The following is a 19,027-nucleotide window of genomic DNA, read 5'->3' as shown; positions in this document are numbered from 1 at the left end:
GTCTTCGAAATCACTGAAAGTCGTTAGGGTTAGTTTGCTTCGTCGCTAGCTGGTGGTGGTTCCACCGGGGATGGTGGGGTGGCTGGCGGCGGTGTGGCTGGTGGTGGGGTAACGGGCGGTGGCGCGACTGGCAGTGGGGCAGCGGGAGTTGCTGGTTCCGGCGCGGGGGTTGTCCGTTCTGGGGAAGCACCGCCCTGGTTGGGCTCCGGGGTGGATGCTGGCGGCGGGGATGGCTCTGATGCAGCTGGCTCTGGTGCAGTAGATGCTGGGGCTGGGGGCGCTGGCGTCTCTGCCGTAGGGGGGGTGTCAGCTTCCTCTGCCGAGGGCTCCGGCGCAGGGGTCGCTGCTGCTGGTGGTGGTTCTGGGGTGTCGGCGGCAGGGGGTGGGGTCGGCACTTCCACAGACTGGCGCTCCCCCCGGCGGCGAGCGTCGCGGTTGCGACGAGATCCCTCGATGGTGAGGTCGTACTCAATTGGCACGCTGGTGGCCCCACCAGCAATGGGCTGAAAGCGAGACTGTCTAGCCGCCTGGATCGCCGCCTGGTCAATGGCGGCATTACCACTGGAGCGGGTTAGGGTGACATTGCGCACGCTGCCATCGGGGTTAATGTCGACGTTGACCATTGGCTGGCCCTCGGCCCCGGCGTTCAGAGCACTCTGGGGATAGCTGGGGCGCACACAATTTTGACAAGCCACCGTACGATTGCCCTGCCCCTGACCACTACCGCTGGTGTTTGAGGGGGCAGCAGCCACCCCAGTATCGTTGCCCGCTGGGGCTTCGGGGACATTGCCCCTGCCAGCAGTGGTTGATGGACCGGGGTCCGTTTCAGCCCCGTTAGAATTTCCTTGCGCCTGCGCTTCACGCAAGCGTTGCAGCAAATCGCGCAAACGTTCGGTCTGGGATTCCACCTGGGGGGCGTCAAGTTCAGCGGCGATCGCATCTAGATCCACCGCCTCTGGTGCTTCTTCGACCACTTCAGGGGCTTCCTGCTCTGCCCCCTCAGGGCTCTCCTCGTCCACGTCTTCTGCAGCGACTGCTTCCTCCAGGTCTGACTCAGCCTGGGTGTCTGGTTCAGGGCTGTCTGGGGTCACCGATTCTACCGGAGGTGGGGCCAGCGTGGGAGGAGCCACTACGGCAGCGGGGCGCGGCGGGGCACTGGCCGCAGGGGGAGCTGGATCATTGGTCTCGGTGCTAAGTTCGGTGGGCTGCTCAGGCTCGACCAGCGTCTCCGGATCGTCAGGAATGGCTTCGGTAACAATCAATTCAATTGGCGACAGCTCCTCGGTGGCCGCCTGCCAGAAGCTAAACTGACTGAGGCTGAAGCCGATAGCATGTACACCCACAGACCCCAGCAGACCCCACAGCAAAATCTTGCGCAGCTTTTGCTGCTCTTGCTGATGCTGTTGACCACAAATATCAGAAAGGCTCATGCGCGATCGCCCAGGGATGGTAGAAATCTGCTCTATCCATATTACACAATTAACAGTTTTTTTCATTAAGCCCAACTATCCACTTAGGCCTGTCAGAGGATCAGGCAACGGACAGCAAAAGCTCGATATTTTGGGATTAAGTTCTGGCCTGCCCGGAATTATAGGCGATCGCGATCGCCTACCCCCCTGGGGCATAACACCAGAACCATGGGTTGGTTGCCCCCATCCATGCCCCTTACCCCTTGACAACAGCCGACAAATCAGGGTGAATGTTTTTGACAGTAATTTTCAATAAACTTTAGGCTATGGGTACCATTTTTGCGGCCGGGGGCATTGTCATGTGGCCGCTGCTGGGGTTTTCCATCCTGGCGATCGCCCTGATCATCGAACGATCCCTATTTTGGTTCCGCATCAACCGCCGCCAACGCCCAGTGATGCAAGGTATCTTGCGCACCTACCGCCAAGCGCCCATGGACGTGTATCCCAAGCTACGGCAGAACGTGAACTTACCCATGGTGCGCATTTTCTTAGAAGCCCTGGAAATTGAAGGCGCCAGCCCCAGCCAGTTTCACCTGGCCCTGGCCAGCGCCATGCAGGCAGAATTACCCCAACTGCGCCGCTTCAACACTGTGTTCGCCACCATCATCAGCGTCGCCCCTCTGCTGGGGCTGCTGGGCACCATCCTCGGCCTGATTCGCTCCTTTGCCGCCCTTCAACTCGGCGACATCGCCGCCAACGCCGACACCGTCACCGGCGGCATCAGTGAAGCCCTGGTCTCTACCGCCGCTGGCCTGGTTGTCGCCATCGGTACCCTGATTTTTGCCAACCTGTTTCGCGGCCTCTACAAACGCCAAATCGCCCTGATTCAAGAGTACGGCGGCCAGTTGGAGATTTTGTATGAAACCCACTATGGACGGCAGAGTCGGGTGATGGTGGGGTGATGGGGTGATGGGGTGATGGGGTGATGGGTGGATGGGTGGATGGGTGGATGGGTGATGGGGTGATGGGGTGATGGGGTGATGGGGTGGTAGCGGGTGTTAGGTGTTAGGCAAAACCACCCACCGTAAACCGCCCACCGCCCACCGCCAGCCATGAACCGTAAACCGCCCACCGTAAACCGTATACCCAAAACCCATCCACTCTCCCACTCTCCCACTCTCCCACTCCCCACCTCCCCCACCTCCCCCACCTCCCCCACTCCCCCTCCCATGCCCTACCTCCCCGAAGAACCCGAAGACGACTTTGAACTCAACATCGTGCCAATGATCGATGTGATCTTCGCGATTTTGACCTTCTTCATTATTTCCAGCCTGTTTCTGACCCGCTCAGAGTCGTTGCCAGTGAACCTGCCCCAGGCGGCCAGTGCCGAACTGCAAGAACGCACCCGGATTGCGGTCTCGATAGATGAAGCCGGGGAGATTGCGCTAAATCAAAATGCGATCGCCCTGGAAAATCTGCAGGCGGGCGTGCGCGACCTGATGGCGGACACCCAGGAGTCGGTGGTGGTAATCAACGCCGATGAAGCGGTGAGTCATGGCCGGGTGGTAGCGGTGATGGATGAGCTGCGTGAAATTGAAGGGGCGACATTGGGGATTGCCACACGGCAGCCGGTGGACAATGGGCGGTGAGCGGTGGACAGCAAACGGGGAGTGGCGGACGGCGGACGGCGGACGACCTAGTACTCTGAGGCATTAGTTGGCCCACCGTTTCTGACACCTGTGTAACCCACCCCTGCCCCTCCCAGGAGGGGATGCCGATACCTGACACCCTCAGCAACGGTGGTCATATTTCTGCCAGGCAGTACTAGTCCCATGGCCGACACCCCAAACCTGATACCGTGAACCGTGAACCGTTTACCCCAAACCCGATACCTATGAAAGATCTAAACATCCAAGCCACCACCGAACTGTTGAACCAGATTATGGAATTTGAACTGGCGGGGGTGGTGCGCTATACCCACTACTCGTTAATGGTGACCGGACCCAATCGCATTCCCATTGTGGACTTTTTCAAGGCCCAGGCGAGTGAATCTCTGCTGCATGCCCAAGAAGCGGGGGAAATCATTACGGGGCTGGAAGGCCACCCCAGCCAACGCATTGCCCCCATTGAAGAGACCCATCGCCACGCGGTGACAGATTTGTTGAAAGAAAGCCTCAACCATGAGCAAAAGGCGCTGGAGATGTATAAGCAACTGCTAGGCCTGGTGGAGGATGCCTCCATTTACTTGGAGGAATACACCCGCACCAAGATTGGCCAGGAGGAGTTGCACAACCTGGAAATCAAAAAAATGCTGCGAGACTTTAGTTAGCGTGCTCCAGCTAAAGCGTTATCCAGGGTGCTGGTGAGACCCGTCCATGGGGCTGAGTTCGGCGTCAATGATCAGGATGTTTTTTTAGATGGAATGCTCTCAATGAAGACGCTGACACGACCGCCAGTACAACGGGTACGGCCAACCCAGCGACCGTACCGGTTGCCGCTGGCCCTGGGAGTCTTGGTGTTGGGCTTGGTGCTGGTGGTAGGGTTGTCGCTGACCCAGGGATCGGTGGCAATGACAGGACCAGAGCTTTGGGCGGCACTACTGCGCCAGGGTAATCCGACTCACCAGGTGGTGCTGTGGGACTTGCGATTGCCCCGGTTGCTGGCAACGTTGTTGGTAGGGGCATCCCTGGGGGTTTCGGGGGCACTGCTGCAGGGCATGCTGCGTAACGGCTTGGCCAGCCCCTTTTTGCTGGGTATATCTTCAGGGGCTGGCCTGGTGGTGGTCGTGGTGATCACCCTGGGGATCTGGCAGGTGTGGGTGCCGCTGGGGGCCTGGCTGGGGGCGATCGCCACCACAGCTCTCGTCTATTTGCTGGCCTATGGGCGCGGCGGGCTGTCCATTGAGCGGCTGATCCTCAGTGGGGTGGCCTTTAGCTCATTGTTTGGGGCGATTCAGTCCCTACTCCTGCTGATGTCGCGAGATGGCCGGATTCAAGCGGCTCTAAACTGGCTGATCGGTAGCTTCAATGGTCGCGGCTGGACCGAGGTGCGACTGGTGGGACCGGGGTTGGTGGTGGCGATCGCGGCAGGCTGCCTGCTGGCCCGCCAGGTAAATCTATTGAACTTGGGGGATGACCTGGCCGTGGGGCTGGGGACCTCCCTGGCGCGATCGCGCCTGCTAATCGGTGCGGTCGCCACGTTTCTGGCCGCCGGGTCCGTCAGTATTGCTGGACTGGTGGGGTTTGTGGGGCTAATGGTACCCCATGGGGTGCGGTTGCTGGTGGGTACTGATTACCGCCTGGTGCTGCCGTTTTCGGCCCTGGGGGGTGCCCTGGTCCTATCCGCCGCTGACCTGGCGGCCCGCTCTGGCCCGGTGGAACTGCCGGTGGGGGTGGTGACCGCCTTTTTAGGGGCACCTGTCTTCATCTGGCTATTGTCTCGCCGTCGTGGAGTTGCAGGAGGACACTGAGATGCCCTTAGAATCTCGCAATTTATCCGGTGGCTATGGCCAGCAGCTGATTGTGCAGGGTGTCAACCTGGCGGTGGAACCAGGGGAATGGCTGTGCTTGGTGGGGGCCAATGGTTCGGGTAAGTCGACCCTGCTGCGACTACTCAGCCGAGTGCTGAAGCCCCAGGGGGGGCAGGTCATTCTCTCGGGTCAAGATATTCACCAGCTATCCCCCACCGCCGTCGCCCAACGACTGGCCCTGCTGCCCCAGCAGCAAACCCTGCCCGAGGGGTTGACGGTGCATCAGTTGGTGAGCCTGGGGCGATCGCCCCACCAACCCTGGTGGCAGTGGGATTTGGATGCAGCGGGACAGCACCAGGTGGCCCAAGCTCTGGCCTGGACCGAAATTGACCATTACCGCGATCGCCCAGTCACTGAGCTTTCCGGGGGTGAGCGTCAGCGGGCCTTTTTGGCCCTGGCCCTGGCCCAGGACCCCCAGGTGTTGCTACTGGATGAACCGACGACGTTTCTGGACATTCACTACCAGTTGCAACTGCTGGAACTGCTGAAGCGGCTAAACCGGGAGCGATCGCTCTCGATTATTACCGTGCTGCACGATATTAATCTGGCGGCCCGGTACTGCGATCGCATGGCGATGCTACACCAGGGCTGCCTGTGGGCTATCGGCCCACCCCACCAGGTGCTCACCCCTGATAACCTGCGCCAGGTCTTTCAGGTAGAAGTGGAGATTTTTGCGACTCCCTTTGGCCAGCAGGTGTTTCCCGTGGCCGCCAGTGATATCCCCCTGGCCGTCCCCTAACCCTTAAGTTTCCTGTTTCACCCATAACCTTTTGATTCCTGATTGAGGAGTGTGATGATGTTTAGGCAATTTTTATTGAGAATTTTTCTTGTCTGTGCTGCTCCACTATTGCCAGTATTGTCTGGGGGAGTAGCGATCGCAAATGCCATAGAGCCTTTTTATCCTGATGAAAGGCGAGATTCAGGTGAAGTGTCTCAGCTATCTGATGACGATCATTATCATCAAATTGACCCCGAATCCCCGCTGGCTACCGGTGAACAGGCTGCCGCCATAGAGGAGATGCCTGACCACATCGATGTTCAGCCCACGGCCCCTCCCCTGCTTGCTGACCTCGACACCCCGGAGACCACAAGTGCCTCCCTGCGGCCCGTCCCTGAAACCCGATATCTGGCACCCGCCACCCTGGCCCAAACCACGGACGATCTGCCTGAGGTGGAATTTGCCCCCAGCGGCACCCTGCGGATCACCGTTACCGGTACCCGCACCCCCCGCGAAGTGGATGACCTGCCCGCTACGGTCACCGTCTTTGAGCTAGAGGATCTTGAATTTAATCAAGTGCAAGACTTGCGAGACCTGCTGCGCTACGAGCCCGGTGTCTCTACTCGCAACAATCTGCGTTTTGGCCTCCAGGATGTCAACATTCGCGGTATAGAAGGTAACCGCATTCTGTTCCAACTTGACGGCATTCGCCTGCCGGAACGATTTCAGTTTGGTCAGTTCAACCTAGGACGGGGTGACTATGTCGACTTCAACACCCTGCAAGCCGTAGAAGTGCTGCGTGGCCCTGCCTCTACCCTCTATGGCAGCGATGCCCTAGGCGGCGTAGTCAGCTTTCGCTCCCTACGACCTGACGATTTGTTAGCCCCTGGCCAGACCTTTGCCGCCCAGCTACGCCCTAACTACACCAGTGAAGACGGCGGGTTTAACACGGCTGTCCGCCTAGCGGGTCGCTTTGAAGATCTAGAGGGTGTCTTTGTTGTCAGTCGCCAGGATGCCCGCGAAACCCAGGTACGGGCGGCCTCAGAATTTATTAATCCGCAAACCCGCGATGGTACTACGTTCTTTGGCAATCTGGTTTACTGGCTTAACGATGTCAGTTCCATTAGCCTGTTGGGGGAAAGCCTCGATCGTAACTCTCGCATCAACCGCAATACCGCCATCCCCGACTCAAGCACGTCCTTTGTGGGCGGTGTAGTCGATGAAGTTGAGGACATCAGCACCAATCGCTGGCGAGTTGGGCTCAGCTATGAGTATGACGACCCCCAAAATGACTCCTGGCTACAATTTGCCCGGGCTCAAGTCTATTACCAGGACAGCCGCGTTAGTGAAGCGATCACCCGCAATATTCTTCAAGCGGGTACTCCCTTCCTGCGACGAGACAACAATAGTTTTGACAGCGAGATCCTAGGCGGTGAAGTGCAACTGCGCAGCGACTTTATGACCGGTTCGCTCTCCCACCAGCTCACCTATGGGCTCGATCTGTCTAATACGTTTAATTCCCGGCTGCGGGATGGTTTACAAACGAATCTCACGACCGGCACGTCTACTAACGTGATTGGTCCTAACACTTTTCCAGTCAAAGATTTCCCTGATGGTGATACCCTGCGTATCGGAGCTTATCTGCAAGACGAAATCCGCTTCGGAAATCTTGAAATCATTGCCGGACTACGCTTCGATTACTACGACCTATCCCTGCGCGAGGACGAAATTTTTGGTCGAGCAGGAGCCGAAGGGGCAGATTTCAGTTCCTCTTCCCTATCCCCTCGACTGGCAGTGCTTTACAACATTACGCCAGAGATGTCGGTCTATGGTCAGTATGCCCGAGGGTTCCGCGCTCCCCTGTACAGCGAAATTAGCAGTGGCTTCACCAATACCACCAGTCCCTTCTTTAAATATCGAACCATTTCCAACCCTGATCTAGAACCAGAAACCAGTAATAGCTACGAGATTGGCTGGCGAGGTCGGTTTGACCAGTTCGATCTGCGGGTTACTGGCTTCTACAACACTTACAACAACTTCATTGAAACCCTGCAGCCCGCTGGTACAGAGTTGCTAACGCCTCCCTTTGTGGGCACGCCAGTCGTCAATCTGTTCCAGTCGCAAAATATCACCAATGCTCGTATCTATGGGTTTGAGCTAGCCGGGGAATATCGCTTTAGCCCTGATCCTGACGGCTTTAGCTTAACGGCTGCCCTAGGGTTTGCCCAGGGAGATGACCTCTCTGCCAATGAGCCCTTACGCAGTGTTGATCCGTTTCAGGGGGTGATGGGATTACGCTACCGAGCGCCTGAGAACCTCTGGCGAGCTGAACTGATTGGTACTGTTGTGGGCACAGCTCGTGTTCCTGAGGGCACCACCACCTTTGTCCCTCCAGCCTATGCGGTGGTGGATTTAATCGGGGCTTATAACGTGCGGCCAAATCTGGGGATTAACCTGGGCATCTATAACCTACTTAACAGCCGTTATTTCATCTATAACGATGTGCGTGCTGTACCGGCTACGGCCCCAGATATTGACCGGTTCTCTCAACCGGGTATTAATGTGCGCCTAGGGGTGAGTTACGACTTTTAACTGGTTCTTCGCGAGAGGGCAGACACATCCCATCTCCCAATTCCCTGCCAGGGCAGACACATCCCATCTCCCAATTCCCTGCCAGGGCAGACACATAGGTCTGCCCCTACCTCCCCACCTACCTCATCTCTTCACCTTCCCATCCCCCCATCCACCCATCCACCCATCCACCCATCCACCCATCCACCCATCCCCCCATCCACCCATCCACCCCCTACCCATGAAACTCTCCCTCTTCCTCCCCTTCCTACTCCTCCCCCTCACTGCCTGCAGCGGCCAGGAGTCTCCCCTCGCGGCCCCCAATCCGACCGAGGAGCCCCGCATTGTCGCCCTCACCTCCCTCAGTGCCGACCTGGTGTATACCCTGGATGGCGACGCCCTGGTAGGCATTCCGGGTAATGAGCTACTGCGGCAGGATGCCCGGTTCGCAGATCTGCCTACTGTCAGCGAAGGGCGCACTGAACCCGATCTGGAGCAGATTGTTGCCCTGGAACCTACCCTGGTAATTGGCGCTGCTGGTTTTCACGATCGCACCCTGCAACGGCTCGAAGAGCTGGGTACCGCCACCCTCACCACTGAAGTCAGCAGTTGGGCTGACCTGCGCACCCTAACGACAGATCTAGCAGCCACGGTGGACACTGACCCCCAACCGTTATTGGAACGCTACGACACCTGCCTGGCCCAAGCCCCAGATCATAGCCCGACAACCCTAGTTCTGGTCAGCCGCCAACCCCTGCTGACCCCCAACCGCAATAGCTGGGCCGGGGACTTTCTCACCCAGTTCAATATTGAGAACGTCGCCGCCGATCTCCAGGGCGACAGTCCCTTCGAAGGCTACATCACCCTGCCTGAAGAAAAAGTGCTCAGCGCCGACCCTGAAGCTTTGCTGGTGGTCGATGCCGGGGAAAACTTGCTGGAGCAGCTTCAGGGAGAACCGTTCTGGAGCCAACTCAAAGCCACCCAGCAAGAACAGGTGCACAGCTTTGACTACTTTGGCCTGGTTAACCCCGGCAGCATCGCCAGCATTGAGCAAACCTGCCGTCAACTGGGAGATCTGTTTGAATAGCATTGCATCTTGAATAGCGTTGCATCGCGGGTGGCAGCTAGAGCATCGGTACAGTATGTCAAGATCCCAGGGTTCTTGGGCTGATTGGCCACGTTTTTTGGGCATCCAGGGACAGAACCCTGGGATCTAAACCGGCGTTCTAGTGGTCTGTCAAGTTAAAAGTGACGGGTCAACCGGCTGCGGTGCACGGCTTAAGGTAAACGGTACACGGCTTGCCTCAAACCGCTTACTGTGAACCGTGAACCCCAAGTAACATCTCTCGTCATTATTTTTTTGACTGAACACTAGGTAGGCCGCTAATGGCTCATCCACCTTGCTCCAGGTCTGGGGCAAGCACAATGTTGCGATCGGGGTCACCGTAGCGAAAATCCCCCTGCTGCATCCGCACCTTAGTGCGCATCTCTGGGGGGGCATCGGCCACCCCCCAATGGGCCTGGATCGCCTGCAGCAGATGGTCTTGCTGTACTCGCAGGCCACTTAAATCCCAGCCACGGTTGATGATGGCAAACCACACTGGACCCTTTTCGGCGGTGGGTACCATTCCCGACAGGGCACTGACCTCGGCCAGGGTGCCTGTTTTAACAGCTGCGGTTGGCGGAATCCGGCGATCGATTAGGGTACCCACATCTTCCCCTGCCACTGGCAGCACGTCTGCCACCGAAAAGCCATGGGGCGCTAGGGTCTGTTGCAACGCCACCGTCAACGCCACCGCCACCCGGGCCGACATTTGGTTAGCGGTGCCTAACCCCGACCCATTAATCACATTGATCTCCCCTGGGGGCAGGTCTGCCGCTGTGGCCGCCGTGTCAATCACCACCCTGGGGCCGCCTACCAGGTCGGCCACCATGTCCGACATGACATTATTGCTGTAGATATTCATAGCTTTCAAAATCCCCACCAGGGGCAGCGACTGGTGGCGCACCACCCACTCCGGGTCGGGGGTTGCCCCCACCGGTACCCGGCGCACCGTCCCATCAATTTGGATCGTCGGCTGGGGGGTACCTGGGGGCAGGTTCCCGTGGGCCTGCCGGGCTGAAGTTGGCCAGGTGGCCGTGGACATCGCCTGCTTCAGGGCAGTGACCGAGTCGTTGGGGTCTGCCTGAAAATTCATAGTAAAGGGGCCTGTCACCCGCAAATCCCCCGTCACCCGCTGGATACCAAGCGATTGCAAACGATTAGCCAGCACAATTCCCTCCTCCCACACAAACAGGGGGTCGCCGCTGCCCTGCACCACCAGGTCACCATCCAGCACGCCATTCTCTAGGGTGCCGTCAATGCCGACCAGGGTGTCGAAACGGTGGTCCATGGGCCAGGTGTGAAGGGCGGCCAGGGTGGTGGCCAGCTTGGTCAGGGAAGCGGCGGACATGGGCACATTGCCCTGGTGCTGGGCAATGGCGCTGTTACCCACCTGAATCCAAACCCCTTGATCAGGGATAGACCACCCCTGCCGCTGCAACCCGGCTAAATACTGGGCCAAAACTGCCTCGATCGCTGGATCGTTCGCCAGTCCAGCCATCCATGGGGATTGCCAGTTGGCCTGAAGAGGGGCTGTGGCCAGGCCGGAGGGCCGTATTGGCTTAGGGCTATCGACTCCCAGCAGCATGGAGAACAGCCCTAGGGGCATGACCAGTAGGGGTAATCGGGCTAAGCGCACAAGCATATCCTCCACGGGTGGCCGATGGGTGGGCTCGGAAGTAAGTTTAGCGAAAAGTGATGGGGGGAGGAGATTTTGGATTTTGGATTTTGGATTTTGGATTTGTAGCGTGGGTTAGACGGTCGGGGGTGGGGCGAATCACGTAGGGGCGGACCCGTGTGTCCGCCCTGGCGGGGAATCATGCCTCGGGAGAAGCGCCGCGAGTACGAATCACGTAGGGGCGGACCCGTGTGTCCGCCCTGGCAGGAAATTTACCCAGACGATCCTGTCTTCTATCGCATCAGCTAAACACATCCAGATCCTCGGGCTGGTGGACAGCGCCCAGGTGAGGGAAGGCGGCGGTGACTTGATCCGGCGATCGCATAATCAGGTCCAGCAGTTCATACTCGTCGATGGAACGGCCGGTCTGGGCGGAGAGTCGATGGGCATAAAACCGCACCTGGGCCATGATCCGGGGTTCGGCCTGGCGCAGGTACATGCACAGACAGGCCCGAGCCTGGGCCTCTGGGTCACGCCCGAGAAAGTAGGCCAGGGCAGCGAGCAGGTGGCTTTCATACTCGGGCAGGGTGGAGGATAAGTCAGTCATAGACAAACGTCACGATCCAGTGGTCAACTTTTGTTCGGTAATCAGCCGGGCTCCCTGCTTGCGGGTGAGGTAATTAGAGGCCCACTGCACCATGACCATCAGCTTATTGTCAAACTCAATCAAAAAGAAAATATGCACAAACAGCCACACAAACCAGGCCGGGAAGCCAGTGAGCTTGGTCCAGGGCAGGCTAACCACCGCCGAATGCCGCCCAATTACCGCCAGGGTGCCGCCGTCTTTATAGAGAAAGGGGACCTCGTCCCCAGGGATTTCAGAACCTTGGCCCAGGCGCTTTTGAATCAGCTTGGCCACATACTTGCCTTCCTGCACCGCTACGGGGGCAACACCGGGCAAGGGACGCTCCCCTTGGTGGGCAAAATGGGCTAGGTCACCAATCACAAAAATATTGGGATGACTCGGTAGGCTCAAATCTGGGGCAACCATCACCCGACCCGAGCGATCGCGCTCTACCCCGGTGCGATCGGCCAAAATGCCTCCCATGCCTGGATCTCGCACCCCAGCGGCCCACAGTACCGTTGCCGCCTGCAGGGTCGTTACCCCATCCCCCTCTTTGAGGGTAACCTGATTGCCCTGAATATCGGTGACCAGGGTCTTGGTCAGCACCTGCACCCCCATCTTTTCCAGGTCTTGCTGGGCTCGGGCCGAGAGTTCGGGGGGAAAGGGGGGCAGCACTCGGTCCATGCCTTCCACCAAAATCACCCGGGTGGCGGTGGTATCGATATCGCGAAAATCGGGCTTCAGGGTGTGGTAGGCCAGTTCGGCCAAGGAGCCAGCCAGCTCGACTCCGGTGGGGCCGCCGCCGACAATCACAAAGGTCAGCAGGGCCTGGCGCAGTTCAGGGTCGTCAGTATTTTCGGCAGCTTCAAAGGCGTCAAAAATGCGCCGCCGCATTTCCAAAGCATCCTCTACGGTCTTCAGCCCTGGGGCAATGGTGGCCCAGTCATCGCGGCCAAAGTAAAAGTGACTCATGCCCGTGGCCACAATCAGGCTGTCATAGGGCAGGGTGCGGCCATCGTTCAGGGTGACGCTCTGGCTGTCGGGGTCCACATCGGTGACCTCCCCCATCAACACTTTGGTATTTTTCTGTTGGCTCAAGACCCCCCGCAGCGGGGAGGCAATGTCGCCGGGGGAAAGCCCCCCGGTGGCCACCTGGTATAGCAGGGGCTGAAACAAGTGGAAGTTGCGCTTGTCGATCAGGGTGACCTCGACATTCTGGGCCTGACCCAATTGTTGGGCCGCATAGAGGCCACCGAAGCCACCCCCTACAATCACCACTTGGTGAGGACCGGCCTTGGCAGCAACTGGGGCCGTCGCCAGAGAAGGTTGTTCTATTGTTTGCATGGGCGTTTGCATAAGATAAAGAAATGCAACGGCTGTAGTTTGGTTATAAGACAAAGCCTTAAACAAGACTGTGCCCTAGCGCTCAGTCAAAAAAATCAGGACTGGAGATGTGAATTACGGTTCACGGTTCACGGTTCACGGTTCACGGTTCACGGTTCACGGTTTACGGTTGGCAGTTCACGGTTTACGGTTGGCGGTTGGCGGTTCACGGCGAGCCGTAGATCGTGCACCGGAGACCGGGCGCCGGGGCCCCTGTCAGCCCGTCATCAGTGGCGTTACAAGAAAACCGGTTCCACCTTACTCAAATTTTTCGCCGCTAAGGATGAAGATTGGGTCTACGGCTGTGAAGACTTGGTTGCTGCCTTTGACCTCCAGCCGATTGACCGCAGGCTGAGCCGCTTCGATATTGCGTACCTGGAGTTGGGCAAAGGTTTCTGAAACGCCGTAGAGGGTTTCCAGATTACCCGCCGTCACCACCAAGCGGCCCAGGGAGGGCAGATAATCCCACACGGCCTGCAGCATCGCCTTAACGTTGCGGCCCCCCTCCACAAAAATGCAGTCGGGGTGATAAGGCAGTTCCCCCAGACAATCGGGGGCACTGCCCTGGATGACAGTGACATTACTGGCGGCAAAGCGATCGCAGTTGCGCCGAATCAACTCCGCCACGTCCCCATCCCGCTCCACCGCCACCACTTTCCCCTCAGGGCACATCAAGGCGGCCTCGATCGCCAGGGTGCCCGTACCAGCGCCAATGTCCCACAGCACATCCTTAGGTCGCAACCGCAGGTAGCCCAACAGCAGCAGCCGCACTTCCCGGCTACTGAGGGGGATACCGGGGAGCTGCTCGAACAGGTGGTCGGGGATGCCAGGGGTGGCGTAGGGCCAGAGTTTAGCCATGGGAGAGGAGCTAGTTAGTCTGCCTTTACATCATATTGACCCAGCCAGTACTGCCTGGCAAAAAATGACCTCGTTGCTGAGGGTGTCAGGTTCTAGTTGCCAGGTGTCAGGTGTCAGGAATGGTTGGCCGACTTATGCCGCAGGCGGGGTACTCCAGGACAGATCCTCAAGAACCTTGTCAGGCAGGCGGCAAGGGGTGCTGAAAGAAGGCAAACTCCTGGACAATTTGGCCGCCAATCAGGTGCTCTTGGATAATGCGTTCAATCACCGCCGGGGTGGCGCTGTGGTACCACACGCCTTCGGGGTAAACCAGCAAAATCGGCCCGCGCATACAGACCCGCAGGCAGTTGGCTTTGGTGCGAAAGATTGAGACAGGGCGATCGGTGGTGGGCCGGTCCAGCTGCAATTCTTTGAGGCGATTTTTTAAGTAGTCCCAGGCGGCTAGACTAGCGACTTTATCGCAGCACTTGGGTTTGGTTTGGTCGGTACACAAAAACACATGACGCTGAATGCTGCCCAGGGCCAGGGCATCAACGCAGGGGGCCAAATCTGGTAAGGCTTCAGGGTTGGTCATCGGTGGCGGGAGGGTCAGCATCAGGAGCAGGGGTGTCTGTCGGGGCTGGAGCGTCAGCCGGTGGGGGTTTGGTGTCAGAGGCGGATGCCTCAGGGGCATCTGGCAGAGACACGACAGCCGTCGAGTCTGGTGGCGTCGGGGGGGGCGCAGCGGTGGCGGGAGCCGGTTCTGGGCTCACCTCTGGGGTGACGGGAGCGGGTTCTGGGCTCACCTCTGGATGGTCGGGGCGGATGCGCCGAATAGGTAAATTGGCAATTAAAGCGGTGACCCGCTGATCATTTTCCAGGGTAAATTCCAGATGCTCCTGGTCCAGCTCCACATAACGGGAGACCACCTCCAAGATTTCCTGGCGCATTTTTTCCACCAGGTCAGGGGTCAAGTCGGCGCGATCGTGGGCCAACACCAGTTGCAACCGCTGCTTGACTTCTGCCCGACTGGTGAGGGCACGGTTGCGGTTGAACAGTTTATCTAGAAGTTCACTTAGCATCGGCACAAGAAGGGCGGAGGGTTAGGGGGAGAGGGGGAGGTGGGGGAGATGGGGGAGGTGGGGGAGAGGGGGAAGGTGGGGAGATGGGGGAGTTTTGGATTTTGGATTCGTAGCGTGGGTGGGGTTAGTTCCGAAAAAAGCGGCGGAGGCGGCTGAACAGGTCATTGTGGGAGGCTGTGAGGTCAAGCAGGGGAACTTCTTCTCCCACCAGGCGGCGGGCCACATTGGTAAAGGCGGTACCGGCTAAGGAGAGTTGTTGATCGAGCACCAAGGGCTCTCCCCGGTTAGCCGAAACAATCACCCGCTCGTCGTCCGGGATCACCCCCAGCAAGGGCACGGCCAGAATATCGAGCACATCGCGCACCGACATCATCTGGTCATCTTGGACCATTCTGGGTTTGAGCCGGTTAATCAGCAGCTTTGGGTACTTAACTTCGTTCGCCTCTAGCAGGCCCACCACTCGGTCGGCATCCCGCACGGCTGAGATTTCAGGGGTGGTGACTACGATCGCTTCATTGGCTGGGGCGATCGCATTTTGAAAGCCCAACTCAATCCCGGCTGGGCAGTCGATTAACACAAAGTCGTACTGCCCTACTAACCCAGCCACCAGGGTTTTCATTTGCTCTGGGGTAATCGCTTCTTTATTGCGGTTTTGGGCTGCCGCTAGCATGGCTAGGTTGGGCTGGCGCTTGTCTTTAACCAGGGCCTTTTCTACGGTGCAGTCTCCCGCTAGCACATCTAGGGCGGTGTAGACGATGCGGTTTTCTAAGCCCAGCAGCAAATCCAGGTTGCGTAGACCAAAGTCGGCATCGATCACCGCAACCTTTTTGTTGCGTTGGGCCAGAGCCATGCCCAGGTTAGCGGTACAGGTGGTTTTCCCTACGCCGCCCTTGCCAGAGGTCATTACGATAATGCGAGTCATGGACAAACCCAACTTCCCAACGTCTAAATAAATTTAATGACTTAACCCAAATAACTTACCCCGACAAGGCGCATCCTAGATCGCTGTCCTGATGATCTCGGCCAGATTTTCTCAGGTAATGCCGATGGGGGCGGGTACAGCCGCTGGCTCAACCGCTTGAAGCTAGAACGTTTCCAGGGGTTGAGCCCCTCGACTGAGGGTTTGATTCAGGGTTTGCTGAGCCACATCCTGGGCCCGGGCAATCCGGATCATCCCTTCGCCCACATAGGCCACCTCGGGTCGGTAGGGTTCGGGGACGGCGTCTGGGGGGCGGGCCACTAAATCAGCGATGCGCAGTTGGGTGGGCTGCATGTGCAGGGCCATAATCCGGCGATCGCGGTTCCCAGCCGCCCCTGCATGGGCTGTGCCCCGCAGCCGTCCCCAGACTAAAATGTCCCCTTCTGCCACCAGGGAACTGCCGGGGTTGGCATCTCCCATAATCACCAGGGTACCGGGGTGACGCACCTCCACCCCCGATCGCACCGTGGTTTGCAGGTAGAGGGGTTCGGCCAGGGCTTTGCCCGGATCAGCAGGGGACTGCACTAAGGACTGAACCACCGTTTGTTGATCAACCGAATAGCCAGCGGTTACAGCGGCCAGGGCCGTAGGACGACGGCTGGTAAACACCCGCTTCAACCGCAGTTTGGCGGCCGAGAGTGCCTCGTCCAGGGCTTGCAATTGACGCGCATCCAGCAGCCGTTCCTGCGCCATCAGATGCACAGGCGTGTCGTCCTGCCAGAAGCGCTCTCCAGTTTCCAGCCGCAGTTTGAGCTGTTTGAGCTGCTCGGGCCAGGTGATCAGGCCCGTTTCAGGGTCAGCTTCTGGGGGCAACACCAACTGCACCACCCCGGCTACGCTGGTGAGTTGCACCTGCTGCCGCGGGTCGGCCAGGGGCGGCTGATCCGCTGACTCAGGGGCCTCAACATTCTCGGCAGCAGGCTCCACTGGCGGGGAGTGAGCAGGAGGATCTGGGGGCAGACCATGATTTGGGAGGTCGGTCACCATTGGGAGGGCAGCATCGTCAGAAACCATAGAGGACCTAACCAAAGAGAACATTGGAGCGACACTAAGGCGATCTCTGGAAAACAATCTCCCAGTGGTGGACAGGACCCATCCTACCCTAGCGCTGGTCGAAGGATAACGTTGGGAACGTCTTTCCTAGAGATCGCCTAAATGTCCTGTCATATTAGATCACAGTCGCCATAGCAGAACGGGGGTCAGAATCTTGGGGCAACCCCCTTGCGGTTTAGTGGGGCGGGGTGGTTATCATAGGGTCAGTTCCACTACGGCGTTGGTGACTACCAACAATGTTTTACGATCTATGTTTTGTCTTAACGGGAACTGAGCTGCGTCGGTGGCAGTAGACCGGGCTTGTACTCGGAAACTTAAAGCCTGACGCCACGGTACCCACCTGGTTTCTCCAGGTCGAAGACTGAGGTAAGACGGCGCTGCGGTGGAACTTTAAGCTTTCCCCTGTCCTGACGGATGGGGGAAATGTTTTTGGTTCGTAATGTATCCACTAGTACTCTAGGGCGGAAATAAACCTATCACTGGTTCCTTTGGAAAGCCTTGATGGGCTTAGGGTTCCCTTTCTGCCTGCTTCGCACGGGCTGCGCTCTACATCCTTCTGACTTCTGCCTTCCAGTACTAGGTACCCTGTCATCAGCTTTTTAACCGCGCTCCCCTGCCGCTTGACCACCAATAGCGTTACTATGGTTTAGATGATTAGCTGTCTAAGTAACACGCTATTTGTAACACGCTATTTCGATGGGTATCCCGGTTGAATAGGGTGAGCTCGCCTCAACATTGCCCTTGGGATGGTTAAGGCTGCTGCTAAGGCTGTTGTTGATGTTCGTTAACTGGGTTTGAGCCGTTGACTACTACGGTTAATTTTCCGGCCAGTGTCATTCGTTTGGACAATGGGTTAACCCTAATCCATCAAGAAATGAGTGCTACCCCAGTGGTCGTCGCCGATGTGTGGGTCCGGGCTGGGGCTAGGGCCGAACCGGCAGAATGGGCGGGGATGGCCCACTTTCTGGAGCACATGATCTTCAAGGGTACCGATCATCTCCCCCCAGGGGTGTTTGACTATGCGATTGAAACCCAGGGGGGGATGACCAACGCCGCCACCAGCCACGACTACGCCCACTTTTATATGACCATTGCCGCTGATACGCTGCCCCAGACCCTGCCTTACCTGGCCGACCTGCTGCTGCACGCGGCCATTCCAGCTGATGAGTTTGGGCGGGAGCGGCAGGTGGTCTTAGAAGAAATCCGCCAGGCCCAGGATGACCCTGACTGGTTGGGGTTTCAGGCCATGTCAGAGCTGGTGTACCAAAACCATCCCTACGGTCGGTCGGTGTTGGGTACGACCGAGATTCTACAGCAGCGATCGCCGGAAGAGATGCGCTGCTTTCACCAGGCCCACTATCAGCCCCACAACATGACGGTGGTGATTACTGGCGGCATTCCTTTAGACCAAACCGTCGAGATGGTTAAGCATGCCTTTCGCACCTTTCCCGCCGCCCCCCCCTGTCCGGCAGCGACGATCGCGCCGTTACCCCTAGCCCAGGGAGTCCACCGGGAAGTGCTGTCCTTGCCCCGCCTAGAGCAGTCGCGGCTATGTATGGCCTGGGTGGGGCCGGGAATTAAGCAACTGGAGGCTGCCTATGGCCTAGATCTGCTGGCGGCATTACTGGCCGAGGGGCGCAGCTCTCGCCTGGTGCGGGAACTGCGGGAGGATCGACAGCTGGTTCAGGACATCGCCGCCGGGTTTTCGTTGCAGCAAGATTGCAGCTTATTCACCATCCAGGCCTGGTTAGAGGCGGACCACATTGATCGGGTAGAGGCGATTATCTGCGATCGAATCAGCGAACTCACCGCAACCCCCATCCCTGAGCCTGAGCTGGTCCGGGCCAAGCGGTTGTTGTGTAACGACTACGCTTTTTCTACCGAAGCCCCCGGACAAATTGCTGGGCTCTACGGCTACTACGGTACCGTGGCCGCCCCCGATCGCTGCCTCACCTATGTACCGATTATCCAGGGCTATGAGGAGGCCCACCTGCGTCAGCTAGCAGCCCAGTATCTGACGCCTCTGCGCTATGTCTCTACTATCTTGCGGCCTGCATAGGATTTAACCGTCCTGGGCAGACTATAGTGGAACTGTTTACCTGCCCATCTATCGCTTTGCTG

General features: G+C 58.3%; 16 protein-coding genes, 1 other RNA gene and 1 pseudogene. 9 read left to right on the top strand and 9 right to left on the bottom strand.

Annotated features, from left to right (window positions below; translation table 11 throughout):
* Positions 1-29: 29 nt before the first annotated feature.
* The gene (locus E1H13_RS14540; protein ID WP_169614139.1) at positions 30-1,496 is read right to left on the bottom strand and encodes a TonB family protein; all 1,467 of its coding nucleotides are present in this window, start codon (positions 1,494-1,496) and stop codon (positions 30-32) included.
* A gap of 239 nt (positions 1,497-1,735) precedes the next feature.
* On the opposite strand from E1H13_RS14540, the gene E1H13_RS14535 reads away from it, so the two are divergent.
* The 7 genes from E1H13_RS14535 (at position 1,736) to E1H13_RS14505 (ending at position 9,314) form a co-directional block, all read left to right on the top strand.
* The gene (locus tag E1H13_RS14535; protein ID WP_169614138.1) at positions 1,736-2,371 is read left to right on the top strand and encodes a MotA/TolQ/ExbB proton channel family protein; all 636 of its coding nucleotides are present in this window, start codon (positions 1,736-1,738) and stop codon (positions 2,369-2,371) included.
* A 267-nt stretch (positions 2,372-2,638) separates the two neighbouring features.
* The gene (locus tag E1H13_RS14530; protein ID WP_169614163.1) at positions 2,639-3,058 is read left to right on the top strand and encodes a biopolymer transporter ExbD; all 420 of its coding nucleotides are present in this window, start codon (positions 2,639-2,641) and stop codon (positions 3,056-3,058) included.
* A 245-nt stretch (positions 3,059-3,303) separates the two neighbouring features.
* Positions 3,304-3,738, top strand: coding sequence for a ferritin-like domain-containing protein (locus tag E1H13_RS14525; RefSeq protein WP_169614137.1), 435 nt, complete (start codon positions 3,304-3,306; stop codon positions 3,736-3,738).
* Positions 3,739-3,840: 102 nt separating this feature from the next.
* Positions 3,841-4,878, top strand: coding sequence for an iron ABC transporter permease (locus E1H13_RS14520; RefSeq protein WP_169614136.1), 1,038 nt, complete (start codon positions 3,841-3,843; stop codon positions 4,876-4,878).
* 1 nt (position 4,879) lies between these two features.
* Positions 4,880-5,677: an ABC transporter ATP-binding protein gene (locus tag E1H13_RS14515; protein ID WP_169614135.1), complete on the top strand. Its 798-nt coding sequence runs from the start codon at positions 4,880-4,882 to the stop codon at positions 5,675-5,677.
* A gap of 189 nt (positions 5,678-5,866) precedes the next feature.
* Positions 5,867-8,248 carry a TonB-dependent hemoglobin/transferrin/lactoferrin family receptor gene (locus E1H13_RS14510; protein ID WP_169614134.1) on the top strand — a complete coding sequence of 794 codons (2,382 nt, stop codon included), beginning with the start codon at positions 5,867-5,869 and terminating at the stop codon, positions 8,246-8,248.
* Positions 8,249-8,468: 220 nt separating this feature from the next.
* Positions 8,469-9,314 carry an ABC transporter substrate-binding protein gene (locus E1H13_RS14505; protein WP_169614133.1) on the top strand — a complete coding sequence of 282 codons (846 nt, stop codon included), beginning with the start codon at positions 8,469-8,471 and terminating at the stop codon, positions 9,312-9,314.
* Between the two features lie 304 nt (positions 9,315-9,618).
* On the opposite strand, the gene E1H13_RS14500 is transcribed toward E1H13_RS14505, so the two are convergent.
* The 8 genes and pseudogenes from E1H13_RS14500 to minC form a co-directional block, all read right to left on the bottom strand.
* Positions 9,619-10,974 carry a D-alanyl-D-alanine carboxypeptidase gene (locus E1H13_RS14500; RefSeq protein WP_240966640.1) on the bottom strand — a complete coding sequence of 452 codons (1,356 nt, stop codon included), beginning with the start codon at positions 10,972-10,974 and terminating at the stop codon, positions 9,619-9,621.
* Positions 10,975-11,248: 274 nt separating this feature from the next.
* On the bottom strand, positions 11,249-11,554 hold the full coding sequence (locus tag E1H13_RS14495; protein ID WP_169614132.1) for a hypothetical protein: 306 nt from the start codon (positions 11,552-11,554) through the stop codon (positions 11,249-11,251).
* Positions 11,555-11,563: 9 nt separating this feature from the next.
* Entirely contained in the window at positions 11,564-12,916 is a 1,353-nt protein-coding gene (locus E1H13_RS14490; protein WP_169614131.1) for an NAD(P)/FAD-dependent oxidoreductase, read from the bottom strand.
* A gap of 297 nt (positions 12,917-13,213) precedes the next feature.
* Positions 13,214-13,813 (bottom strand): precorrin-6Y C5,15-methyltransferase subunit CbiT, encoded by a 600-nt coding sequence (gene cbiT / locus E1H13_RS14485; RefSeq protein ID WP_169614130.1) that lies wholly within the window; start codon positions 13,811-13,813, stop codon positions 13,214-13,216.
* Positions 13,814-13,991: 178 nt separating this feature from the next.
* A complete protein-coding gene (locus E1H13_RS14480; RefSeq protein WP_169614129.1) occupies positions 13,992-14,387 on the bottom strand; it encodes a ferredoxin in 396 nt (131 codons plus the stop codon).
* Between the two features lie 223 nt (positions 14,388-14,610).
* Positions 14,611-14,874, bottom strand: a pseudogene (gene minE / locus E1H13_RS28000) (cell division topological specificity factor MinE); the annotation flags it as partial.
* 124 nt (positions 14,875-14,998) lie between these two features.
* Positions 14,999-15,796, bottom strand: a complete 798-nt coding sequence (gene minD, locus E1H13_RS14470) for a septum site-determining protein MinD (RefSeq protein WP_169614127.1) — start codon at positions 15,794-15,796, stop codon at positions 14,999-15,001.
* A gap of 162 nt (positions 15,797-15,958) precedes the next feature.
* Positions 15,959-16,867 carry a septum site-determining protein MinC gene (gene minC, locus E1H13_RS14465; protein WP_240966639.1) on the bottom strand — a complete coding sequence of 303 codons (909 nt, stop codon included), beginning with the start codon at positions 16,865-16,867 and terminating at the stop codon, positions 15,959-15,961.
* Between the two features lie 245 nt (positions 16,868-17,112).
* Between minC and ssrS the strand changes: the two genes are divergently transcribed.
* Both ssrS and E1H13_RS14455 read left to right on the top strand, forming a co-directional pair.
* Positions 17,113-17,296, top strand: a non-coding RNA gene (gene ssrS, locus E1H13_RS14460) — 6S RNA.
* Positions 17,297-17,708: 412 nt separating this feature from the next.
* Positions 17,709-18,965: a pitrilysin family protein gene (locus E1H13_RS14455; protein ID WP_169614126.1), complete on the top strand. Its 1,257-nt coding sequence runs from the start codon at positions 17,709-17,711 to the stop codon at positions 18,963-18,965.
* Positions 18,966-19,027: the final 62 nt, after the last annotated feature.

The sequence above is a fragment of the Nodosilinea sp. P-1105 genome (genome assembly GCF_012911975.1).
In the GTDB taxonomy this organism is placed as follows: Bacteria; Cyanobacteriota; Cyanobacteriia; order Phormidesmidales; family Phormidesmidaceae; genus Nodosilinea.
Note: the sequence above shows the minus strand (reverse complement) of the source record. Positions and strands in the feature narration are given on the sequence as shown.